The sequence below is a fragment of the Herminiimonas aquatilis genome, from assembly GCF_042665175.1.
Taxonomy (GTDB): Bacteria; Pseudomonadota; Gammaproteobacteria; order Burkholderiales; family Burkholderiaceae_D; genus Oxalicibacterium; species Oxalicibacterium aquatilis.
The window spans coordinates 288,390-309,755 of record NZ_JBHTCC010000001.1 but is presented as its reverse complement, the minus strand read 5'-3'; the positions used below and the strand labels follow the sequence as shown (position 1 = coordinate 309,755).

Below are 21,366 nucleotides of genomic sequence, written 5' to 3'. Positions count from 1 at the left end.
TTTAAAAATGAAGCAGTGGCAAATGTGCTGAAGTGGTTTAATCAGGCGAATGACGGGGAGTTAAACGCCTTGCTTCAGCGATGCGGCGATGAAGTCGTCCAGATCGCCATCAAGCACTGCTTTGGTATTGCCGGTTTCGAAACTGGTGCGCAAATCCTTGATGCGCGACTGATCCAGCACGTAAGAGCGGATCTGATGACCCCAGCCGACGTCGGTCTTCGAGTCTTCCAGCTTTTGCTGTTCGCTCATGCGATTGCGCATTTCCAGTTCAAACAGCTTGGCTTTCAGCATGTCCCACGCTTCAGCCTTGTTGCGATGCTGTGAGCGGTCATTTTGACACTGCACAACAATACCCGATGGACCATGCGTCAGACGCACCGCAGAATCGGTTTTATTAATATGCTGACCACCAGCACCGGACGCACGATAGGTATCAATACGCACGTCGGCAGGATTGATGTCGATCTCGATAGAGTCATCGACTTCCGGATACACGAACAGGCTTGAGAATGAAGTGTGGCGACCGTTAGCAGAATCAAATGGTGATTTGCGCACCAGACGATGTACGCCGGTTTCTGTCCGCAGCAGGCCATAGGCGTATTCGCCCTCGACTTTCAGCGTGGCCGTTTTAATGCCGGCGACCTCGCCATCCGATTGTTCCAGAATTTCAACCTTGAAGCCCTTGCGTTCGCAATAGCGCAAATACTGACGCAACAACATTGATGCCCAATCCTGCGCTTCGGTACCGCCGGCGCCCGCTTGAATGTCGATAAAGCAGTTGTTGGCATCCATGGGGCCGTTGAACATGCGACGGAATTCCATACCTTCGACGATCTTGAGCAGTTCTTGCGCATCGGCTTCAATCGCGGCGACAGTGTCTTCGTCTTTTTCTTCGCGCGCCATCTCAAACAAATCCTGTGCGTCTTTCAGCTCAGCATCTACCTTGATAAGGGTATGCACGATCGTTTCCAGCGATTTCTTTTCTTTGCCCAGATCCTGGGCGCGTTTTGGATCGTCCCAGACTTTCGGGTCTTCCAGTTCGCCGTTGACTTGGTCTAGCTTCTCTGACTTGATATCGAAGTCAAAGATACCTCCGAAGTTCGGTCGCGCGTATCGTGAGATCGGCGAGCAGGGATTCGAGGGAATTGAGGCGTTCGGCTTCCATAGTATTTTCTTTTGCGGTAAAACCGGACATTATACGCGAGCCACACTGTGTTTTAAGCCCTGCTGCAGATACAGTCTTGCCGATTGAATCGTTTTCACTTTTTGCTGTCTTCTTTTCTATAAATATTATGAGGGGAGTAATAAATATGGAGGGATCGCGACGCGCTTGCTGGCTGTTGTGCCTGTGTGCCGCGTTGGCGGGTTGCACTGCAACGCCGGCACCGCGCGGGGAAGTCAAGGGCGTCTCTACCAGTGGCAAGGAAATGGGGCAGTCCGATACCAATCGTATCGCCACCATCGCCATGCGCGACAATCTGGACAGTCTTTATTTGTTGATGGACAAGCTGTATCGGCGCAATCCGGCTGAATGGAAAAAGACTGCCGCCAGCCGCGAAGATGCGGTCAAACGTGTCCGTAATGCGATAGAACAAAGGCAGGCATGGGCGGGATTGCAGGGGCAGCGCGATATCAAGGCTTTATCGCTGGCCTTGACGCCGGATTTCAGCGGTGATCGGGTTGCCGCATTTATCTATGCGTCCAGCGACATGATCATCACCGCACACGATGGCAAGATGGAATTCTTCCTCATCGATAGTTTGGATGCGCAGCATCTCTACAACGCGGCACGCAATATCGAAATTGCCATCTGGCTGATGGGTAGCCGCCGCGACGCGACGGGCAGGGTTTTATTGCTGTCCGACGATATTAGCGAAAGTGGACGCAACCTGAGCTTCGAGCGCGAATTTGGCAAGATAATTGGACGACTCGATCTATTGGCAGAATTTGTCACCGAAAAATACCGGCGCGTTGGCATCAACTATGTGCAAAACTTGTTCGGCGGCTCTTTGCTGCAATTCCTGCCGGTGCGCTGACGCAGGTATTCTGCAGATGCCTGGCCAGTTTCTTCTTACCCGGCGGCCTCGGCGTGCTCGACCAGCAATTGCACGCGGGTTCTGCCATTGAATTCATTGGCGTCCAGGCGATAGGCAACCTTGGCGCGAGCAGGTAAGGAGTCGATGTGACCAAACCAGATCGCATCGTAGGTGACACCATCTTTTTCCAGCGTTAATTTCAGATGGCGTTCTTTCAGAATGCGCTGGTTAACCACGCGGAATTCATCGCAAAACAGCGGGGGCGCAAAACCCTGGCCCCACACCTGTTCCTCCATCAACTCAATGAACTGTGTGGTGAAATAGGCCGATTCCAGCGGGCCGTCGGTTTCGATCACGCGCTCCAGCTGATGCTGATTCAGCCAATTCTTGCCGACCGCTTCAAAAGCCTGCGTGAATGCGTCCAGCGCGTCGGCACGGATAGTCAAACCGGCTGCCATCGCGTGACCACCGAACTTGTCGATCAGCGTCGGTGCGTGCTTGGATACCAGGTCCAGCGCATCGCGCAAATGGAAGCCGGCAATCGAACGTCCTGAACCTTTGATCCAGCCATCGCCTGCATCGGCGAAGGTAATGGTTGGACGATAAAACTTATCCTTCAAACGCGATGCGACGATACCGATTACACCCTGATGCCAGCTAGCGTCGAAAACGCTGATGGTGGTCTTGTCTTGCGGGTTGAAGTTTTCTAGCAAGAGCAGGGCGGTGTCCTGCATATCGGCTTCGATGGTGCGGCGTTCGCGATTGATTTCGTCGAGCTGCTGCGCGATCGCCCAGGCGCGCCCTTCGTCGTCGGTAGTCAGGCATTCGATGCCCAGCGACATATCCGACAGGCGTCCTGCTGCATTCAAACGTGGTCCCAGTGCAAAGCCGAGGTCGAAAGGCGAAGCGCGCCGCGCTTCACGTCCGGCGGCGCGGAATAGGGCGGCGACACCTGCATGCATGCGACCGGCACGCATGCGCTTCAAGCCCTGCGCTACCAGGATGCGATTATTGGCATCGAGCTTGACGACGTCGGCCACGGTGCCGAGCGCAACCAGATCCAGTAATGCGTCCAGCTTGGGCTGGGATTGCGCATCAAAGATGCCGCGCTTGCGCATTTCTGCACGCAAGGCCAGCAGTACGTAAAACATCACGCCTACGCCGGCCAGATTTTTGCTGGGAAAGCCGCAGTCCGGTTGATTCGGATTCACGATCACGCGTGCCTTGGGCAGGGTATCGGCCGGCAAATGGTGATCGGTGACGACGACGTCTATGCCGCGCCGATTGGCTTCTGCCACGCCGTCTATGCTCGCGATGCCGTTATCGACAGTGATGATGATGTCCGGTGATTTTTCGCGTACAGCGAGGGCAACGATTTCCGGCGTCAGGCCGTAACCGTATTCAAATCGATTCGGTACGATGAAATCGACGATCGCCCCCATGGATCGCAGCCCGCGCAAGGCGACCGCGCATGCGGTCGCGCCATCACAATCGTAATCGGCGACGATGACCAGCTTCTTTTTCTCTGCAATCGCATCCGCCAGAAATACGGCGGCGACGTCGATATGCAGCAAACCAGATGGTGGAATCAGCGCCGTGAGGTCGCTGGCCAGTTCTCTCAGGTCAAGCAGGCCGCGCGCTGCATACAGACGCGCCATGACAGGGTGTACGCCGCTTTGGCGCATGCGTTCTGCGTCGCGAAACGGGTAGGGGCGAGTGGCAATGCGGGTCATGATGCCAGACGTGCTAGTGAAGGCTTGCGCCAGAATTTGTGCAACGATGATTTGCTGATGTCGAAGGTCGAGTAAGCGGTGTTGTGGCTGATCGTGATTGCCAATCTATCGAGTCGACCATCCTGTAACGCCGTCAGCAAGGGGGCGAACCAAAGTTCTTCCATGGCTTGAAAGCGCTGCAGCCATTCAGCCCAATCACCAGCCAAAGCTGCTTCGATCAGGTCGTCTATAGCCAGCAGGCCGCGCTCTGGCCTTGTCGCGAGCATATCTGCCGCCGAAGTGATCGCAATCTTCTGGTTGGCCAACGCTGTGAATGGTTTTCGCTCATTTGAGAAAATGAATGCTTCTTCAAATTTTGCATTCGTATCTGACCGTTTTTGTACCTCTGCGCCGCCCCACAGCCAGACCGAATTGACCGGTTTCAGGCCGCGTGCTTCACGTTCTTCATTGACCGCATGGGCGTGCCAATGCATCTGAATTTCATTTTGCAGGCGACGCCAATCGCGTTCATGCGATCCCTTCGGCATCCAGATATCGATGTTATGGCCACACGCAGCGTCGGGCGTCGATGTTTGCAGCGCGTGCCAATCGTCGGCGCGCATGAACCAGGTTTGTGCATCGCCATAGACCAGGGATTTGCCGACCTCCTCGAACAGTGGCTGCACGATATGGAACAGGGCACGGGCATCGGATTCTGCAAGTTGCAATTGGCGAGTATCGGTCAAGACCAGATGGTCGCGCGTGATGTGCAGATGCACGGGTTGCAGAATGAACCATGTACCGGTTTCAGCCGGTAGATGGAAGCTGCGCATTGTGCTGGCGGCAAGTGCAGGGCTGTTGTCCGAGTCGCGTACAGGGGCAATATCGAACTGGCGCGCCAGCCAGTATTCATGTGGCAGCGCGCGCGCGAATCCATCGAAAATCTCGTGTGTCGAGCGGCTGGCACGGGCCAGCAGCGTGGCGAGAGAGGGCATTTTCAGTTCGCGTAGCAGATCGCGCGCCATTTCGCCCGGTGGCATCGCAAACGGTAAAAGAAGGTCAAGTTGAGTCATTCCGCGATTGTAGGGCAATGATGCCCTGGCCGCCATGCTGCGCAGTTGCGACGGAAATAAAAATGCCACCCGAGGGTGGCATGATCGCCAGCGCGATTGTTATCGGCGCACGCCGCGATGATTGCGGCACGCGCGTTGTGTGTACTGGCGCGAGCCGTCGCGGCAGCGGATATGCGGACGCTGTTTTATCTGGGGGCGTACGACAGGGCGTTCGTGCACGATGATGACAGGGCGGTCATTGCGCATGTTCGGTCCCGGGCGCCAAGGCTCGCTGTGGTTCATCGTGTCGCGATGCGGCGAGGGATAATTTTGTGCTTGTGACAGCGGACTCAATGCAGCGAGGAGTGCGGCGACAGCGAAGGCTTTTTTCATGATCATCCTTTTATTATGTGGAACAACAGAATGATTATCTTTTGAATCATCAGCTTTGCCGATTACCGAAACATCTATTTGCATGTAGGTGGAACGGAAATCGCCGCAAAGAGTCCATGGATGGAGTTATTGGGATCAGCCATATTCCTTCACCGGCTTTGCTGGCGAGCGGAAATGTATGGCAAACTGCGTGCTGCATTCAGGAGCCTTCATTGAGCATCATAAAAAATCTATCTTTCGAGTGGTTGGTCGGCATACGCTACACGCGCGCCGGTCGCCGTAGCGGTCGCAACAGCTTCATTTCATTCATCTCTCTGATTTCCATGGCTGGCATTGCGCTGGGCGTGGCCGCATTGATCGTCGTGCTATCGGTGATGAACGGTTTTCAAAAGGAAGTTCGTGACCGCATGTTGTCCGTGCTATCGCATATCGAAATCTTCGAGCCGCAAGGTGCTTTGCCGGATTGGCAAAACACCGCGCGTGAAGCGTTCACCAACAAGGAAGTGCTCGGCGCCGCACCCTACGTCGATGCGCAAGCGATGATGACGCGTGATGAAACGCTGCGCGGTATTGCCGTGCGCGGCGTGTTGCCGGATCAGGAGCCCAAGGTTTCGGATGTGGCTTCGCAAGTCAAATCGGGTAGCCTGAACGATTTGCGTAGCGGCGAGTTTAATATTGTTCTCGGCAATGAGCTGGCGCGCAGCATGAATGCGCAACTCGGCGACAAGGTCACGATGATTGCGCCGCAAGGGCAGGTGACGCCGGCCGGTGTTATTCCAAGGCTCAAGCAATTCACGGTGGTGGGCATATTTGATTCGGGTCATTTCGAATACGATTCGACGCTGGCGTTCATCCACATCGACGATGCAATGAAAATGTTCAAGCTGGGAGCGCCATCCGGTTTGCGTTTGAAAATTGAAGACATGCAACGTGCTCCGGAAGTTGCGTTGGATTTATCGCGTACCTTGAGCGGCGATGTATTGATACGTGACTGGTCGCGCCAAAATCGCAACTGGTTTGCCGCGGTACAGACAGAAAAACGCATGATGTTCATCATCCTGACGCTGATCATCGCGGTAGCGGCATTCAATCTGGTGTCGACGCTGGTGATGACGGTAACCGACAAGCAGGCAGACATTGCGATCTTGCGTACGCTGGGCGCGTCGCCTGGTTCGATCATGAAGATCTTCATGATTCAAGGCGCGCTAGTGGGTTTGTCCGGCACGGCGATAGGGGTTGGCGGTGGCGTATTGATTGCATCGAATATCGATGTCATCGTGCCTTTTATCGAACGACTATTGCACGTGCAATTCCTGCCTAAAGATATTTACCTGATCAGTTCCTTGCCGTCCGACCTGCGTTGGCCCGATGTGTGGACTATTGGGGGCGTAGCGGTTGTATTGGCATTCCTGGCCACGATTTATCCTAGCTGGTGGGCAGCCCGCGTAAAACCTGCGGAGGCATTGCGTTATGAGTGAACATGTACTGGGTTGCCGTGATCTTGCGAAGACGTTTACGCAAGGAAAATACGCGGTCGATGTATTAAAGGGCGTCAATCTCGACATCGTCAAAGGCGAACGGGTCGCGATCGTTGGTGCATCCGGTTCGGGCAAATCGACCTTGCTGCATTTACTGGGCGGGCTGGACACGCCCAGTAACGGTTCGGTGACCTTGCTGAATCAGGATTTTGCCAGCCTGGATGAAAAGACGCGCGGCAATCTGCGTAACCGATCATTGGGTTTTGTTTATCAGTTTCACCATCTGCTGCCGGAATTTTCCGCGCTGGATAATGTGGCGATGCCCTTGATGATACGTCGCGTGCCACGGGCAGAAGCGCATGAAGCTGCGCGCGCGATTTTGTCGCGGGTCGGTCTTGAACATCGTGTGACCCACGTACCGGGTGAACTCTCGGGTGGCGAACGCCAGCGCGTAGCACTGGCACGTGCGTTGGTGACACAGCCGGCCTGTGTACTGGCCGATGAACCGACCGGCAATCTGGACCGGCATACAGCGCAAAAGACGTTCGACCTGATGCTGGAGTTGTCGCGTACGCTAGGAACGGCCTTCGTTATCGTCACGCATGATGTCGAGCTGGCAACGCATTGCGATCGCATTCTGCGTTTGTCAGACGAGGGACTGCAAATCTACAATGACGAGTTGCACCAACACTGATTAGCGACCCACTAATGTGGAGCAGGAGTCGACATGATGCATGCGCGCATACGATTTAACTGTTCGATGGTACTGGCCTTTCACGTAAATAAAGACGCGTGGATCAATACATGTGGATAGATACTCACTGCCATCTGGATGCAGCGGAGTTTGCGTCGGAAGAAGACGCGGTCGCCGCACGTGCGCAGCAGCAGGCGGTCAACATGATCGTCATCCCGGCAGTGGCGCGCGATAACTTTTCCATCGTGGAAACGCTGGCGCACAGAAATGCCAATTGCACGTATGCGCTCGGTATACATCCGATCTATGTGCCGCAGGCAAAAGAAGAAGATCTTGCAGCGATGCGCAGCGCAGTTGCCTCGGCAATGAATGACCCGCGCTTTGTCGCGATAGGCGAAATCGGCCTGGATTTTTTCGTGCCAACATTGACGACACCAGTCATGCGCGAAAAACAGGAATTTTTCTATACCGAGCAACTCAAGATCGCCCGCGAATATGGCTTGCCTGTGCTGTTGCATGTGCGTAAGTCGCAGGACACTATCCTGAAATACCTGCGCCGCATCAATGTCATCGGCGGCATTGCCCATGCATTCAACGGCAGCTTCCAGCAGGCGGAGGTCTTTATTGAGTTGGGCTTCAAGCTCGGCTTTGGCGGTGCGATGACCTTCACGCGCGCACTGCAGCTACGTCGTCTGGCAACCATGTTGCCTATCGAGTCGCTCGTGCTGGAAACCGATGCGCCCGATATTTCGCCCGCGTGGGTGCATCCGCAACGCAATAGTCCGGAACAATTGCCGCGTATAGGCCAGGTGCTGGCGGAACTGCGTGACATGCCCATTGCGGCCATTGCCCAAATAACGTCTGCGAACGCGCTTGCCGCGATGCCGCGACTCGGTGCCGTGATCTAGCTGCCGCATGCGCAGCGCGATCGTCGGCTTTGTCGTCGGTGCTGCCTGCCTGCAGATGCAGGCTACGCTGCCTCACTATTCCCTCCTGGTTTTCTTGATCGTCATAGCCTGTGGGCTGGCTGCATTGCATCGTCATGCGCTTCAGCATGTCATTCAGTTTCCATTCAACATTCTTTTGCGTGCCTCGATGGGTGTAATGCTCGGTTTTGTCTGGGCGGCACTATTTGCGCAATATTATTTGTCGCATGAGTTGCCCAAAGAACTGGAAGGGCAGGATGTCACGATCGTGGGCACGATAGACAGCATGCCCAGCTATTTCGAGCGTGGTGTGCGTTTCAATTTCGCCGTTGAAAAGGTCTTGCCGATTGATGGCATGACGCCGGTGCTGCCATCAAGGCTGGCCTTGTCCTGGTATTCCGCTTTCGGTACCGAGGACATCCAGAAAGTCGCCGACGTGCAGCCGGGCGAACGCTGGCAATTCATCGTGCGTTTGCGCAAGCCGCACGGCAACGCGAACCCACATGGTTTCGATTATGAAATGTGGTTGCTGGAGCAGAATATCCGGGCGACCGGGCATATACGGCCCGATCTTGCAAATGGACAAAAGAACACGCGGCTGGATCGTTTCGTCTTCAGTTTCAATAATATTGTTGAGCGTTGTCGCAGCTGGTTGCGCGAGCGTGTACAGCAGGCGTTGCCGGATAAACCTTATGCCGGAGTGATTGTGGCGCTGGTAGTAGGAGATCAGCGCGCGATCAGCCAATCGGACTGGACCGTGTTCAATCGAACCGGGATATCTCACCTGGTCTCGATTTCAGGTTTGCACATCACCATGGTGGCAGCCCTGTTTGCCAGTTTTATTTTTGCAATGTGGCGGCGTTCATTTTTTACTTCTGCCCGTTTGCCCTTGATCTTGCCTGCACAAAAAGCGGCGGCACTGGGCGGAGCGTTGGCTGCATTGATGTATGTATTGCTAGCAGGTTCTGGCTTGCCGGCGCAGCGCACATTGATCATGTTGACTGTGGTCGCGACGGCTTTGTGGTGCGGGCGCATTACCAGCGTTTCTCACGTGCTGTGTCTGGCTTTGGGGCTGGTCGTTTTGCTGGATCCATGGGCGGTGCTGGGGGCAGGATTCTGGCTGTCGTTTGCAGCAGTAGCGGTGATTCTCTATGTCAGCGTGGGGCGGGCGGCCGAGCATGCAACCGTTGCGCAATCAAAGTGGCGAACGGTATTGACGAATGCGACCTTGACGCAATATGCAGTCACGCTGGGTTTGGTGCCGTTGACAGTGTTGCTGTTCGCTCAGACATCCCTTGTCAGTCCAATCGCTAATGCGATCGCGATTCCATTGGTCAGTTTTCTGGTGACGCCTTTGGCGCTGGTCGGTAGTGTATTGCCCGCGCCACTATCGACATGGTGTTTGGTCTCTGCCCATTTTGTGGTTGAGGAATTGGCGCAACTGCTTCAATGGTTGAGTGGATTTTCATTCGCGGTGTGGACTGCGCCGATACCAGCCTGGTGGATGTTCATCCTGGCTTTGCTCGGCACGCTTTGGATGCTTGCGCCGCGCGGCTGGCCTGCGCGCTATCTGGGCCTGTTTGCCTGGTTACCACTGGTGTTGAATGTGCCGATCCATCCACGCGCCGGAGAAATGTGGATCACGGCGTTTGATGTGGGGCAGGGCATGAGCTTGTTACTGGAAACTGAACAGCATCGCTTCCTGTATGACACCGGTCCTTCTTATTCGCCGGAATCGGATGGGGGCAATCGCGTCATCCTGCCTTATCTGCGCGCACGCGGCATCAATCGGCTGGATGGCATGATGATTTCGCATAGCGACATGGATCATGCGGGCGGTGCGCTATCGATCATGAGAGAAATCAATGTTGCGCGCATATCGTCGTCCTTGCCGCTGGATCATCCGATTGTTCATGCCGCTCCCTTGCATGAACCCTGCGCTGCTGGTCAGTCCTGGCATTGGGATGGTGCTGATTTTGAATTGCTGCACCCGACGGCGGGCAGTTATGCCAGCGACAAGTGGAAGCCGAATGCCCGTAGTTGCACCTTGAAGATAACCGTGAAAGGGCATTCCATCTTGCTGCCCGGCGATATAGAAGCTGTGCAAGAAGCAGAGCTGGTGGCCGGCGACTCCGCCAAACTGCGGGCAAATGTGTTGCTGGCGCCTCATCATGGCAGCGGTACTTCATCGACACTGCCATTTTTGCAGGCAGTGCAGCCGCAGATTGCATTGTTCCAGGTCGGGTATCGCAATCGCTATCGTCATCCGAAAGCGGAAATATTCGAACGCTATGGAGAACTGGATATTCAGCGCCTGCGCAGTGACGAGGCTGGCGCCATTTCTTTGCGCTTTGGCTCTGCGATAGAAGTGAGCGAATACCGTCGTGAACATGCCCGCTATTGGTATGGCCGTTAATATTTTTTGGATGGCAATAATTGCAACTCGGCCGGGATCCCTCATATTGATGCGACGCCCATTTAGAAAACGGGCGCAGGCCTTGTGGGGTCGGGATAGTGGCTACGGATTCCAGATAATGGATTAAAACCCAGTTTAAATTCCTCCTAAAACCTCGAAGAATGGCGAGTGTTTGAGGTATAATTCGAATTTCCCGCACGTGCCGTTCGGCACCTTCTGTAATGACCAAGTTTGTATTCGTAACTGGTGGTGTTGTGTCTTCCCTTGGCAAAGGGATTGCAGCCGCCTCTCTCGCCGCGATCCTTGAATCGCGCGGCCTCAAAGTCACTCTTCTCAAGCTCGATCCGTATATCAACGTTGATCCCGGCACGATGAGTCCATTCCAGCACGGCGAAGTTTTCGTAACCGAAGACGGCGCCGAGACCGATCTGGATCTGGGTCACTATGAACGTTTCATCACTGCGAAAATGCGCAAGGTGAATAACTTCACGACCGGCCAGATTTATGAATCGGTGATCCGCAAGGAACGCCGTGGCGAATATCTGGGCAAAACTGTCCAGGTTATTCCGCACATCACCAATGAAATCCAGGATTACATTTATCGCGGTGCTGAAGGTTTCGATGTGGCATTGGTGGAAATCGGCGGTACCGTCGGCGATATCGAATCGCTGCCTTTCCTCGAAGCTGCACGGCAACTGAGTTTGCGCGCAGGTCGTAATGCGGCGGCTTTCGTCCATCTGACCCTGGTGCCGTATCTGGTTTCCGCTGGTGAATTGAAAACCAAGCCGACCCAGCATAGCGTCCAAAAACTGCGCGAAATCGGTATTTCGCCAGACGCATTATTGTGCCGCGCCGATCGTCCGATTCCGGATGATGAACGCGCCAAGATTTCGCTGTTTTCGAACGTGCAGGAAGACGCCGTCATTTCTGTGTGGGATGCCGACACCATCTACAAGATTCCACAAATGTTGTTCGACCAGGGGCTGGATCGCATCGTCTGCGAAAAGCTGGCCTTGTCGCCGAAGCCGGCTGACCTGTCTGTCTGGACCAAGCTGGTGCACGCACTGGAAAACCCGAAAGACAGTGTCACCATTGGCATGGTCGGCAAATATGTCGATCTGACTGAATCCTACAAATCGTTGACTGAAGCGTTGCGTCACGCCGGTATTCATACCGAAAGTCGCGTCAATATCGAATATCTGGATTCCGAAGAAATTGAAGTCAAAGGGCCGCAATGTTTGGCCAAGTACGATGCGATTCTGGTGCCTGGCGGCTTTGGCAAGCGCGGCGTGGAAGGCAAGATCGCCGCTGCACGTTTTGCACGTGAACACAGCATTCCTTACTTCGGCATCTGTCTGGGCATGCAAGTCGCGCTGATTGAATATGCACGCAATATGGCTGGTCTTCCGCATGCGAATTCGACCGAATTCGATCCGGATACCGAGCAGCCGGTAGTAGCGTTGATCAACGAGTGGCAAAACCACGATGGCAAGATTGAGCGTCGAGATCTGAACTCGGATCTGGGCGGCACCATGCGTCTGGGTGCGCAGACTTGCGCAGTCAAGCCGGGTACGCTGGCAGCTGAAATCTATGGTGCTGAAGTGACCGAACGCCATCGTCATCGCTATGAAGCAAACAACCATTATCTGAGCCGTGTTGAAGAGGCGGGCTTGATTGTGTCTGCTCGTACCCCAACCGAATCGCTGTGTGAAATCATGGAATTGCCGCGCACCGGCAAGAATGCACATCCGTGGTACGTGGGCGTGCAATACCATCCCGAGTTCAAGTCAACGCCGCGTGATGGACATCCGTTGTTCATTTCGTTTATCAAGGCGGCACTGGCGCACAAACACGCTGCATCGGAAAAAGTGGCCTGACGAAAGTGCAGGTCAGCGCATGATGCTGACCTGCTATCGTTGCCATCACGTTATTAAGAATTTTGCTGATTAGGGAGAAATAGATGAGTGCAATTGTTGACATCATAGGTCGTGAAATTATCGATTCACGCGGCAATCCAACCGTGGAATGCGATGTACTGCTGGAATCCGGCGTCATGGGTCGTGCTTCGGTGCCATCCGGTGCATCGACCGGTTCGCGGGAAGCAATCGAATTGCGCGATGGGGACAAGAGCCGCTATTTCGGCAAGGGCGTATTGAAAGCCTGCGAATATATCAATACAGAAATCTCCGAAGCGATCATGGGTCTGGATGCGAACGAACAAGCATTCCTCGACCGAACATTGATCGATCTGGATGGCACCGACAACAAGGCACGACTGGGCGCGAACGCCACGCTGGCAGTGTCGATGGCGGTTGCCAAGGCGGCAGCTGAAGAATCGGGCTTGCCACTGTATCGCTACTTTGGCGGTTCGGGCGCGATGCAAATGCCGGTACCGATGATGAATATCATCAACGGTGGCGCGCACGCCAACAACAATCTTGATTTGCAAGAATTCATGATTATTCCGGTTGGTGCACCTAGTTTCCGCGAAGCGCTGCGCTATGGCGCGGAAGTGTTCCACACACTGAAAAAAATCCTCAACGACAAGGGTTTGCCAACGTCGGTAGGCGATGAAGGCGGTTTCGCACCATCGGTTGAAAACCACGAAGCGGCAATCAAACTGATCTTGCAAGCGATTGAAGAAGCTGGCTACGAGCCAGGTACGCAAATCGCGCTGGGACTGGATTGCGCAGCCAGCGAGTTCTACAAAGACGGCAAATACCATCTGGAAGGCGAAGGCCTGACCTTGTCGAGTACCGATTTCACCAATCTGCTGGCAACCTGGTGCGACAAATATCCGATCATCTCTATCGAAGACGGCATGGCTGAAAACGACTGGGAAGGTTGGGCAACCCTGACTGCAGCCTTGGGCAAGAAGGTGCAATTGGTCGGTGACGATCTGTTCGTGACCAACACCAAGATTCTGCGTGAAGGCATCCAGAAAAATATCGCCAATTCGATCCTGATCAAGATTAATCAAATCGGTACGCTGACAGAAACATTTGCGGCGATCGAGATGGCCAAGCGTGCCGGTTACACTGCCGTGATTTCGCATCGCTCGGGTGAAACAGAAGATTCGACGATCGCCGATATCGCGGTAGGTACCAATTCGCTGCAAATCAAAACCGGCTCGATGTCGCGTTCGGATCGCATGGCGAAATACAACCAGCTCTTGCGCATCGAAGAAGATCTGGGCGATATCGCCAGCTATCCTGGCCGTAATGCGTTTTACAATTTGAAGTAATTCCCTATGCGCTCATGTGGCCTCGCCGCATGAGCGAATTTGCCGTGTAAATGTCCGATGCGCCTCATCATTCTCTGTCTCGCTGCACTGGTCGTGCTGATTCAGTACCCCCTGTGGTTGGGCAAGGGTGGATGGTTGCGCGTGTGGGATCTGGACCAGCAAGTGGTCGCTGCACAAAAGAAGAACGATGAATTAAGAGCGCGCAATGCGAAGCTTAATTCTGAAGTGCAGGATTTGAAGGATGGGACCGGCGCGATCGAAGAACGTGCCCGTTACGAACTCGGGATGATCAAGGAAAACGAAATCTTCGTGCAAGTCCTCGATCCGAACAAAAAGTCCACATTCGTTTCTATTCCGCCGCCCAAGATTGAACCTAAAGAAAAGCACTGAATAATGTTTACCAATAAAAAACGCGCTTGATTAAGCGCGTTTTTTATTGGTAAACATTTGTCTTGGATTGTTTCTATCAGTGCTTGATCGGACTGGCGGCAATCAAGGTTTCTACTGGCGCTTCTGTTGTAAACAGCTGAGCGCAATCCACCGGATCAAATTCATAATGCTGGCCGCAGAAATCGCAATCGACCTCCAGTTTGCCTAATTCCTCCAGCGCTGAATTGACCTCTTCCTGTCCCAGCATTTGCAGCATCGTGCCAACTTTTTCGCGCGTACACGTGCACAAGAAATGGGGATGTTGTGGATCGAATACGCGTATCGTTTCTTCCCAGAAAAGACGACGCATCAGTGTTTCCCCATCGGTTGCGAGCAACTCAACCTGATGCAGCGTGGATGCAAGCATCACCGAGCGATCCCATGTGCCAAGATCGTTTTCGGCAGAACTGGTGATGCCGCCTTCATGTGGCAGCTTTTGCAGTAACAAACCGCGCGATACCTTGTCATCTGCCGCCAGCCACAGTTTGGTATCCAGCTGCTCTGAACGCAGCATGTAATGTTCAATCACGGTTGCCACGGTATCGCCATCCAGCGGTACGATGCCTTGATAGGCTTGCTGACCGGGCAACTTATCTTTGGGATCCAGTGTGATGACAAAACGACCTTGGCCTTTCACGTTGACCAGTTGCGGCAAGGTAGCGTCGTCGCTGATGTCTGCATCGTCTGCCAGTTTGGCAGTCGCACGCATGTTCAGTTCGGCGTCGCATTCAACTACCAGCAAGCGTACCGGGCCATCGCCATAAATCTGCATGATGATGGCACCGTTGAATTTCAGGTTGGCGGACAATAGTGCTGCGGCCGACAGCAATTCACCCAGTACTGCTTTCACTGCTTTGGGATAATCGCGGCGCGCCAGTACATGCTGCCAGGTTTCGGAAATGTCGACCAGTTCGCCACGCACGGTAGCGTCTTCGAACAAGAATTTGTGCAGTGTGTCAGCCATGCTTATCCTATTTTCTTCAATGTATTTTTAAACTCGAGTGCGCGCGTCACGTAACTGTCGGCGATTCTGCGCAGGTTTGCGATCTCGCCTTCGCTTAAGGTGCGCACTACCTTGGCGGGTGTGCCGAGGATCAGCGAGTTATCCGGGTATTCCTTGCCTTCAGTGACCAGCGCACCGGCGCCGACCAGGCAGTTCTTGCCTATTTTTGCGCCATTCAAAATCACCGCTTGTATGCCGATCAGCGATCCTTCGCCTACGCTGCACCCATGAATCATCGCCTGATGACCGACGCTGACATTGTCGCCCAGCGTTAGTGGAAAGCCAGGATCGGCATGCAATACGGCGCCTTCCTGCAAATTGCAGTTTTCACCGATATTGATGTCTTCGTTGTCGCCACGCACGGTGACTTGAAACCAGACACTGGAGTGCGCTTTGATCGTCACACGCCCAACTATGGTGGCGGAATCCGTAATGTAGGCGGACGAGGCGATATCGGGAACGTGTGCGCCTAATTGATAGATAGCCATGATTTCATAAAATGGGTGAGTGCCGGGGCTGCAGCTGATCGAATCGATACGTCAAATTCCAGCAATCCATGCAAATGGGGTCAAATAGCGCAAATGGAAGGGTTTTTTCCTCCACAATGCCACCTCTGGATCGCTCCTGCCTGCAAAGGCATTATTTTACGTCACTCACATGAATACTCCCCACCTTACTGTTTCTACCGAAATCACCGAATTGCGTGCGTTCGCACTGCGATGGGCGGGTGAAACCGATCCTGCCTGCAAGGCACAAGGCGTGATGGCCATGGCGGCAAGCTGGAGTGGCGGCGTGTTATCGCTGAATACGCAGCAGCAATTGAGCGCGCGGATGCCGATACCGGGGCGGCCGGCCGCACCCGAACTGATCTCGCCCAAATTTGTGAAGCATCGTTCAATGCTGACGGTGGAAGGGCGGGCGGCGATGATCCATGCGCTGACACATATCGAGTTCAATGCGATCAATCTTGCGCTCGACGCGCTGTGGCGTTTTGCCGGCATGCCGCACGCCTACTATGCAGACTGGCTGCAAGTGGCGGCGGAGGAGGCATTGCATTTCTCACTACTGGCGGCGCATTTGCAGACGCTCGGATATCAATATGGCGATTTCCCTGCACATAACAGCATGTGGGAAATGGCCGATAAAACCTGCGGCGATATTCTGGCGCGTATGGCGCTGGTGCCGCGTACGCTGGAGGCGCGCGGTCTGGATGCGACGCCAATGACGCGCGCCAAGCTGGCGCAAGCCGGGGATCAGCCGGCAGCGGAGATTCTGGACATCATTCTGCGTGATGAAATTGGTCATGTCGCCATCGGTAATCACTGGTACAAGGTGCTGTGCGATGAACGTAGCCTGGATCCGGTCGCGACTTATGCAACCTTGACTGTGCAATACAAAGCGCCTGTGCTGAGAGGCCCCTTTAATTTGTCTGCCAGACGAGCCGCGGGTTTTAGTGAAGCCGAATTAACGGCGCTGGTGAATGGCATACCTGCGGCAACCGCATGAAAATAGTTGTCGGTGTTACACCTTGTTACTGCGTGAATGAAACTTGATAAGAAGTTGATAGTCAGATGGAAAGATTGCGATTGAGTTATCTCCTCAGATACTCCGCAATCGAATGCGCAAAGAATGCTTAAGGATGGTTACAAGCATCAGCGTTATCGCAAGCATTAATTGCTTTAAGGCATTTTCGCGCAGCTGTAATTGTAATTTCAATTTATAAAAGGGAAAATCATGAATCCAAGCAAAACTCTCACCTCCATACTGGCTGCCACTGTATTGATCGCAGGCTTGGCAGCCTGCCAGAAAAAAGAAGAAGTCGCTATCGATAAAGGCCCGGCAGAAACTGCAGGGCAAAAAATTGATCAGGCTGCCGCCACCGCAGCACAAAAAGTAGACGAAGCAACGACCAAGATGGGCCAGGAAGCTGATCAGGCAAAAGCCGAAGCCAGCCAAGGTGCTGCAAACATGCAGGACGCAACTGGCAAGAAACTGGAAGAAACAGGTCAAAAGATGCAGGACGCTGCCAAAGACAAGTAATCACGTAAATATGGGCGCGTCGATGATATTGCGTCATCGGCGCGCTTGTTCGTTTACGTCCTGCCTTGTATTGTGATTCTCGATAGGATGGCATTGATGTATTGCGACTTGTTGTCAGTGCATGCCATGCGATCGCTTGATGTCGGCGGCAGCCTACGCGTGTCAGGAGGTAAAATGCGTAGCACTACCTTGTCCTGAGGGAAGTACCTTTGCCTCGGGTGTGGTCATACTCAGTCGTATTTTTATTCACCGCTTTCTATCGTCAATCGCATGAAGTCTTCGCGTTCGGAATTCCTGCCTATTCGTGGCATGCACTATCACATCCGCCATTGGGGTGACGCCAAGGCGCCGAAGTTGTTCATGTTGCATGGCTGGATGGATGTCTCTGCCTCATTCCAGTTTTTGGTCGATGCGCTAGCGCGTGACTGGCATGTGATTGCGCCTGACTGGCGTGGCTTTGGCTTGAGTGAATATGCGGCATCGCCTTATTGGTTTCCGGATTACCTGGCCGATCTGGACGCATTGCTGCAGCACTATGCGCCAGGGCAGCCAGTCAATTTGCTGGGGCACAGTCTGGGTGCCAATGTCGCTGGCATTTACGCCGGCGTACGTGCCGAACGCATCAAGAAACTCATCATGCTCGAAGGATTCGGTATGCCGGCAACGCAAGCAGATGAAGCACCGGCGCGTTATGCAAGATGGCTGGATGAAGTGCAGGGTAATCCCCATCTGCGCAGTTATGCGACGCTGCAACAAGTCGCGCAACGTCTGCAAAAAAATAATCCACGTTTAAGCGATCAGCGGGCAGAGTTTCTGGCGCAACACTGGGCTGCGAAGAACGCAGCAGGGACCTGGGATATTCAAGCCGATCCCTGGCACAAGCTGCCGAATCCGAACTTGTATCGGGTGGATGAGGTCATGGCATGTTGGCAAGCGGTGCGCGCAGATGTCCTGTGGGTAGAGGCCAAGAACAGTGAACTGCTGGCGCGTATGGGGTCCAATTGTCAGGCGCGTGCAGAAATTGAGCGTCGCGTTGCGTATTTGCGGAGTGCCATTAATGTCACGCAATTGATGATCGAAAATGCGGGTCATATGCTGCAGCACGATCAGCCTGAGATCGTGGCGCAGGCAATAGATCAATTTCTGGATTAAAGCGCTGCGTTAATCATTCTGCATTGCAACAAAAAATTTATTATCACGCGTACAATCGAGCTGTACTTTGCTTTTGACACTACCCGCCCATATATCCATGCTGAACGTTGACCTTCATTGCCATTCCAATGTTTCTGACGGCACATTGACGCCGACGGCATTGGCTACGCGTGCCAAGGCCAATGGCGTCGATGTCTGGGCCATGACCGATCATGATGAAGTGGGCGGCATTGCGGAAGCGCGTGCCGTCGCCAAGGCGCTGGCTTTGCCCTTCGTGCCGGGGGTGGAAATTTCTATCACCTGGGCAGGCCAAACTGTCCATATCGTCGGTTTGCAAATCGATGAAAACAATACCACGCTGATTGAGGGGCTTGCGGCGACGCGCGGCGGACGGGAGCAACGTGCACGCGAGATCGCAGCACAACTGGCGCTGGCCGGCGTCCCGGATGCATTCGAAGGGGCTCTCAAGTTTGTCGGTAATCCGGACTTGATTTCACGTACCCATTTTGCCCGTTACATTATCGAATTAGGCTTGAGTCACAATCTGCATGATGTATTTGCCGACTATCTCGGGGAAGGCAAGCCGGGTTTCGTGCCGCATCGATGGGCGACTTTGCAAAATGCGGTGGAATGGATACGCAGTGCTGGCGGCATCGCGGTGATTGCACATCCGGGGCGCTACAAATTCAGCGATCTAGCTTTTGATGCATTGTTCAGTGAATTCAAGGATTTAGGTGGCGCCGCGATTGAAGTGACGACAGGCAGTCATACCATCGATCAGTATGACTATTATGCAAAAGTCGCCAATAATTACGGCTTTTTGGCATCGCGCGGCTCCGATTTCCACGGCCCCGGCGAATCGCGGGTTGATCTTGGCGAACTGCCGCCTTTGCCTTCTGGCGTAAAACCAATCTGGCACGACTGGCACCTTTGAGTTTAATTTCGCTCTCCCTCATGGCCTGATTGCCGGGCGGTGGCAAACTGATGATTGAGTGAAGTAGCCGAATCAGTTATCTTGCGCTCTTGAAATTTCAGCTGGCGTCCCTATTTACCAAACGCATCTAATTCCCTTTGGAGATTATTGAATGAAACGGATTTTCCTCTTCGTTGCAACGAACATTGCCGTCATCGCAGTGATGTCGATTGTGTTGTCGCTGCTGGGCGTGGATCGCTTTATTTCGCAAGCCGGCTTGAACCTTCCCATGTTGTTGGTGTTCTCGCTGGTGGTTGGTTTTACCGGTTCCATCATCTCGCTGCTGATCAGCAAGCCGATGGCCAAATGGTCGACTGGCGCCCGCGTCATTGACGCACCATCGTCGAGCACTGAACTGTGGCTGATCGATTCTGTGCGCAAGCTGTCGGAACGCGCCGGCATCGCGATGCCTGAAGTCGCCGTGTATGACGGTGAGCCGAATGCGTTTGCAACCGGCGCATTCAAGAATTCCGCGCTGGTTGCGGTGTCAACCGGCCTGCTGCAAAGCATGACTAAGGAAGAAGTCGAAGCGGTGTTGGCGCATGAAGTCGCCCACGTTGCAAATGGCGATATGGTGACCATGACTTTGGTACAAGGCGTAGTCAATACCTTTGTCGTATTCCTGTCGCGCGTGGTGGGGTATTTCGTGGATCGCGCAATCAACAAAGACAATAATGGCGGGCAGGGCATCGGTTACACGATTACCGTGATCGTGTCGCAGATCGTGTTTGGTATTGCTGCATCAGTAATCGTTGCATGGTTTTCGCGTCACCGCGAATTCCGCGCAGATGCAGGCGCGGCAAAGTTGCTGGGCAGCCCGCAACCGATGATGAAAGCGCTGGCACGTTTGGGTGGCCTCACGCCGTCCAGTTTGCCGGAAGGAATGGCGTCCATGGGCATCAGTGACAAACCTGGCTTCATGTCACTGTTTTCCAGCCATCCGCCGATTGAACAACGCATCGCTGCCTTGCGCGAAATTCGGTAATTCCTTTTTTATTGCGACATAAGACGGCGACCTCATGGTCGCCGTCTTTCTTGTATTTTTATACTTGGATTCTTACATTTAATGAGTCAATTCTTTCAGATACACCCGGAAAATCCGCAACTGCGTCTGATCAATCAGGCCGTGCAAATTATCAAGGATGGCGGCATCGTCGCGTTGCCGACGGATTCCTGTTACGCACTGGTTTGTCATCTGGATGACAAGGATGCGGTGACGCGTTTGCGCCGGATACGCAATGTCGATGACAAGCATCATCTGACTTTGCTATGTCGCGACCTGAGTGAAATTTCCCTGTATGCAAAGATCGATAACCAGCAATACCGTTTGCTGAAAGCGGCGACACCTGGCCCCTATACCTTTATTCTGGAAGCGACGAAGGAAGTGCCGCGCCGCTTAAGTCACCCTTCCCGCAAGACAATAGGATTGCGTGTGCCGGAAAACCGGATTGTGCATGCCGTGCTCGAAGAGTTGGGTCAGCCTTTGCTGGGTACGACCCTGATATTGCCGAATGAAGAAGAGCCGCTGACCGATCCGGAAGAAGTGCGCGATCGTCTGGCCAAACTGGTTGATCTGGTAGTCGATGGCGGCGCCTGCAGTCTGCAGCCCACCACCGTCATCGATTTGACCGGCCCTGCGCCTGTGTTGCAGCGTCAGGGGCGAGGCGATGCGTCGCTGTTCGGTCTTTAAGTTTCTCTCCTGTGGCGGACGGCTGAGCGCTTCCGCCTCATTTGCCTGCAGTAGCATTTTGGAATGTGAAGAAGCCTGCGACTATTCAGGCGGCTTTGCTGATAGCCGCAAGTTGCAGCGTTCCCTCT

Annotated in this window: 20 protein-coding genes; 14 read left to right on the top strand and 6 right to left on the bottom strand. The window is 53.9% G+C overall.

From position 1 onward, the window contains the following. Positions 1–60: 60 nt before the first annotated feature. Positions 61–1,165 (bottom strand): peptide chain release factor 2 gene (gene prfB / locus ACFQO0_RS01500; protein ID WP_382232282.1). Its coding sequence is split into 2 segments (ribosomal slippage): positions 61–1,083 and positions 1,085–1,165, totalling 1,104 coding nucleotides; the frame shifts between segments, so codons are not numbered across the junction. A gap of 145 nt (positions 1,166–1,310) precedes the next feature. On the opposite strand from prfB, the gene ACFQO0_RS01495 reads away from it, so the two are divergent. Beyond that, entirely contained in the window at positions 1,311–2,036 is a 726-nt protein-coding gene (locus tag ACFQO0_RS01495) for a hypothetical protein (RefSeq protein WP_382232281.1), read from the top strand. 35 nt (positions 2,037–2,071) lie between these two features. Here ACFQO0_RS01495 and recJ read toward each other — a convergent pair whose 3' ends face one another. The 3 genes from recJ to ACFQO0_RS01480 form a co-directional block, all read right to left on the bottom strand. Next, positions 2,072–3,769 (bottom strand): single-stranded-DNA-specific exonuclease RecJ, encoded by a 1,698-nt coding sequence (recJ, locus tag ACFQO0_RS01490; protein WP_382232280.1) that lies wholly within the window; start codon positions 3,767–3,769, stop codon positions 2,072–2,074. Beyond that, positions 3,766–4,821 (bottom strand): hypothetical protein, encoded by a 1,056-nt coding sequence (locus tag ACFQO0_RS01485; protein WP_382232279.1) that lies wholly within the window; start codon positions 4,819–4,821, stop codon positions 3,766–3,768. The genes recJ and ACFQO0_RS01485 overlap by 4 nt, the downstream gene beginning before the upstream one ends. Positions 4,822–4,920: 99 nt before the next feature. After that, positions 4,921–5,193: a hypothetical protein gene (locus tag ACFQO0_RS01480; RefSeq protein ID WP_382232278.1), complete on the bottom strand. Its 273-nt coding sequence runs from the start codon at positions 5,191–5,193 to the stop codon at positions 4,921–4,923. A gap of 212 nt (positions 5,194–5,405) precedes the next feature. Between ACFQO0_RS01480 and ACFQO0_RS01475 the strand changes: the two genes are divergently transcribed. The 7 genes from ACFQO0_RS01475 to ftsB all read left to right on the top strand — a co-directional run bounded on the left by ACFQO0_RS01475 (position 5,406) and on the right by ftsB (position 14,341). Continuing rightward, on the top strand, positions 5,406–6,671 hold the full coding sequence (locus ACFQO0_RS01475) for a lipoprotein-releasing ABC transporter permease subunit (RefSeq protein ID WP_382232277.1): 1,266 nt from the start codon (positions 5,406–5,408) through the stop codon (positions 6,669–6,671). Then, positions 6,664–7,365 carry a lipoprotein-releasing ABC transporter ATP-binding protein LolD gene (gene lolD / locus ACFQO0_RS01470; protein ID WP_382232276.1) on the top strand — a complete coding sequence of 234 codons (702 nt, stop codon included), beginning with the start codon at positions 6,664–6,666 and terminating at the stop codon, positions 7,363–7,365. Before ACFQO0_RS01475 ends, lolD begins: the two co-directional genes overlap by 8 nt. A gap of 110 nt (positions 7,366–7,475) precedes the next feature. Next, positions 7,476–8,273 carry a TatD family hydrolase gene (locus tag ACFQO0_RS01465; protein WP_382232275.1) on the top strand — a complete coding sequence of 266 codons (798 nt, stop codon included), beginning with the start codon at positions 7,476–7,478 and terminating at the stop codon, positions 8,271–8,273. Positions 8,274–8,280: 7 nt separating this feature from the next. Then, positions 8,281–10,707, top strand: a complete 2,427-nt coding sequence (locus tag ACFQO0_RS01460; protein WP_382232274.1) for a DNA internalization-related competence protein ComEC/Rec2 — start codon at positions 8,281–8,283, stop codon at positions 10,705–10,707. Positions 10,708–10,928: 221 nt separating this feature from the next. Continuing rightward, entirely contained in the window at positions 10,929–12,584 is a 1,656-nt protein-coding gene (locus ACFQO0_RS01455; RefSeq protein ID WP_382232273.1) for a CTP synthase, read from the top strand. An 83-nt stretch (positions 12,585–12,667) separates the two neighbouring features. Then, on the top strand, positions 12,668–13,951 hold the full coding sequence (gene eno, locus ACFQO0_RS01450) for a phosphopyruvate hydratase (protein WP_382232272.1): 1,284 nt from the start codon (positions 12,668–12,670) through the stop codon (positions 13,949–13,951). A gap of 57 nt (positions 13,952–14,008) precedes the next feature. Continuing rightward, entirely contained in the window at positions 14,009–14,341 is a 333-nt protein-coding gene (gene ftsB / locus ACFQO0_RS01445; RefSeq protein ID WP_382232271.1) for a cell division protein FtsB, read from the top strand. Positions 14,342–14,417: 76 nt separating this feature from the next. Here ftsB and hslO read toward each other — a convergent pair whose 3' ends face one another. Together hslO and ACFQO0_RS01435 are read right to left on the bottom strand one after the other, a co-directional pair. Continuing rightward, positions 14,418–15,344, bottom strand: a complete 927-nt coding sequence (gene hslO, locus ACFQO0_RS01440) for an Hsp33 family molecular chaperone HslO (protein WP_382232270.1) — start codon at positions 15,342–15,344, stop codon at positions 14,418–14,420. Between the two features lie 2 nt (positions 15,345–15,346). Further along, positions 15,347–15,871, bottom strand: a complete 525-nt coding sequence (locus tag ACFQO0_RS01435) for a gamma carbonic anhydrase family protein (protein WP_382232269.1) — start codon at positions 15,869–15,871, stop codon at positions 15,347–15,349. Between the two features lie 169 nt (positions 15,872–16,040). Between ACFQO0_RS01435 and ACFQO0_RS01430 the strand changes: the two genes are divergently transcribed. The 6 genes from ACFQO0_RS01430 (at position 16,041) to ACFQO0_RS01405 (ending at position 21,238) form a co-directional block, all read left to right on the top strand. Then, positions 16,041–16,889, top strand: a complete 849-nt coding sequence (locus tag ACFQO0_RS01430; RefSeq protein WP_382232268.1) for a ferritin-like domain-containing protein — start codon at positions 16,041–16,043, stop codon at positions 16,887–16,889. Positions 16,890–17,117: 228 nt separating this feature from the next. Next, positions 17,118–17,423, top strand: coding sequence for a hypothetical protein (locus tag ACFQO0_RS01425; protein WP_382232267.1), 306 nt, complete (start codon positions 17,118–17,120; stop codon positions 17,421–17,423). Between the two features lie 270 nt (positions 17,424–17,693). Continuing rightward, positions 17,694–18,575: an alpha/beta fold hydrolase gene (locus ACFQO0_RS01420; protein WP_382232266.1), complete on the top strand. Its 882-nt coding sequence runs from the start codon at positions 17,694–17,696 to the stop codon at positions 18,573–18,575. 97 nt (positions 18,576–18,672) lie between these two features. Continuing rightward, positions 18,673–19,509, top strand: a complete 837-nt coding sequence (locus tag ACFQO0_RS01415; protein ID WP_382232265.1) for a 3',5'-nucleoside bisphosphate phosphatase — start codon at positions 18,673–18,675, stop codon at positions 19,507–19,509. 151 nt (positions 19,510–19,660) lie between these two features. Continuing rightward, positions 19,661–20,533: a protease HtpX gene (gene htpX, locus ACFQO0_RS01410; RefSeq protein ID WP_382232264.1), complete on the top strand. Its 873-nt coding sequence runs from the start codon at positions 19,661–19,663 to the stop codon at positions 20,531–20,533. Positions 20,534–20,614: 81 nt separating this feature from the next. Then, positions 20,615–21,238: an L-threonylcarbamoyladenylate synthase gene (locus tag ACFQO0_RS01405; protein WP_382232263.1), complete on the top strand. Its 624-nt coding sequence runs from the start codon at positions 20,615–20,617 to the stop codon at positions 21,236–21,238. Positions 21,239–21,366: the final 128 nt, after the last annotated feature.

What these genes read in the sequence shown, in the direction of transcription:
- eno (WP_382232272.1), top strand. Translation starts at nt 12,668, where the DNA reads ATGAGTGCAATTGTTGACATCATAGGTCGTGAAATTATCGATTCACGC.
- htpX (WP_382232264.1), top strand. Translation starts at nt 19,661, where the DNA reads ATGAAACGGATTTTCCTCTTCGTTGCAACGAACATTGCCGTCATCGCA.
- ACFQO0_RS01430 (WP_382232268.1), top strand. Translation starts at nt 16,041, where the DNA reads ATGAATACTCCCCACCTTACTGTTTCTACCGAAATCACCGAATTGCGT.
- ACFQO0_RS01465 (WP_382232275.1), top strand. Translation starts at nt 7,476, where the DNA reads ATGTGGATAGATACTCACTGCCATCTGGATGCAGCGGAGTTTGCGTCG.
- ACFQO0_RS01405 (WP_382232263.1), top strand. Translation starts at nt 20,615, where the DNA reads ATGAGTCAATTCTTTCAGATACACCCGGAAAATCCGCAACTGCGTCTG.
- ACFQO0_RS01455 (WP_382232273.1), top strand. Translation starts at nt 10,929, where the DNA reads ATGACCAAGTTTGTATTCGTAACTGGTGGTGTTGTGTCTTCCCTTGGC.
- ACFQO0_RS01495 (WP_382232281.1), top strand. Translation starts at nt 1,311, where the DNA reads ATGGAGGGATCGCGACGCGCTTGCTGGCTGTTGTGCCTGTGTGCCGCG.
- hslO (WP_382232270.1), bottom strand. Translation starts at nt 15,344, where the DNA reads ATGGCTGACACACTGCACAAATTCTTGTTCGAAGACGCTACCGTGCGT.
- ACFQO0_RS01415 (WP_382232265.1), top strand. Translation starts at nt 18,673, where the DNA reads ATGCTGAACGTTGACCTTCATTGCCATTCCAATGTTTCTGACGGCACA.
- recJ (WP_382232280.1), bottom strand. Translation starts at nt 3,769, where the DNA reads ATGACCCGCATTGCCACTCGCCCCTACCCGTTTCGCGACGCAGAACGC.
- ACFQO0_RS01420 (WP_382232266.1), top strand. Translation starts at nt 17,694, where the DNA reads ATGAAGTCTTCGCGTTCGGAATTCCTGCCTATTCGTGGCATGCACTAT.
- ACFQO0_RS01460 (WP_382232274.1), top strand. Translation starts at nt 8,281, where the DNA reads ATGCGCAGCGCGATCGTCGGCTTTGTCGTCGGTGCTGCCTGCCTGCAG.
- ACFQO0_RS01480 (WP_382232278.1), bottom strand. Translation starts at nt 5,193, where the DNA reads ATGAAAAAAGCCTTCGCTGTCGCCGCACTCCTCGCTGCATTGAGTCCG.
- ACFQO0_RS01435 (WP_382232269.1), bottom strand. Translation starts at nt 15,871, where the DNA reads ATGGCTATCTATCAATTAGGCGCACACGTTCCCGATATCGCCTCGTCC.
- lolD (WP_382232276.1), top strand. Translation starts at nt 6,664, where the DNA reads ATGAGTGAACATGTACTGGGTTGCCGTGATCTTGCGAAGACGTTTACG.
- ACFQO0_RS01485 (WP_382232279.1), bottom strand. Translation starts at nt 4,821, where the DNA reads ATGACTCAACTTGACCTTCTTTTACCGTTTGCGATGCCACCGGGCGAA.
- ftsB (WP_382232271.1), top strand. Translation starts at nt 14,009, where the DNA reads ATGCGCCTCATCATTCTCTGTCTCGCTGCACTGGTCGTGCTGATTCAG.
- ACFQO0_RS01425 (WP_382232267.1), top strand. Translation starts at nt 17,118, where the DNA reads ATGAATCCAAGCAAAACTCTCACCTCCATACTGGCTGCCACTGTATTG.